Source organism: Qipengyuania pacifica (assembly GCF_019857205.1).
GTDB classification, from domain to species: domain Bacteria; phylum Pseudomonadota; class Alphaproteobacteria; order Sphingomonadales; family Sphingomonadaceae; genus Qipengyuania; species Qipengyuania pacifica.
Genome location: NZ_JAHWXO010000054.1, coordinates 1 through 512, shown reverse-complemented (window position 1 = coordinate 512; position 512 = coordinate 1). Strand labels below are relative to the sequence as shown.

Here is a 512-nt window from a genome sequence, read left to right as displayed (position 1 = left end):
GTTGCCGTCGGGCTTGCCGCGACGGTGGCCGGGAAGACCAGCTCGACCGCCGATCCCTGGCCGACGGTTTCAACCGCTATCTGGGACGCTTCAATTTGTTCGGCACCAAGCAGGACAAGGCCTTCGGAAAGCTCGACCTCCTCACTCGTCTCCTCGGCGTTTTGGTCAACTTCGTTATCGGGCCACAGCATGAGCGCCGCGACTACAAAGAGAATGGCAAGGCCGATCACGACGGCCAGACGTTTACGGTTCATCGGGAAATACCTCATTGTGCACCGAGCCAGATCAGTGTCGCCGCCAGGCGACCACGATCTTCCTGAGCTTGAATCAAAGCTTCACGGATGGTGTCGCGTGCTTCGGCCGCAGCCAGAACTTCGATCAGCGGAAATCTGCCGTTGCGGTAGCCAATCCGAACGAGGCGCAAGGCTTCTTCGGCTTGGGGCAAGGACGTCTCCGCGAGGGTCTCGACCCGCGCTTCGGCTGCCAGAAATTGTCCGCGGGCCTGCGTGACC

At 60.9% G+C, this 512-nt stretch carries 2 pseudogenes; both read right to left on the bottom strand.

Annotated features, from left to right (window positions below):
• A pseudogene (locus KYK83_RS17125) lies at positions 1-254 on the bottom strand (efflux RND transporter periplasmic adaptor subunit); the annotation flags it as partial.
• Positions 255-265: 11 nt separating this feature from the next.
• Positions 266-512: pseudogene (locus tag KYK83_RS17120) on the bottom strand (TolC family protein); the annotation flags it as partial.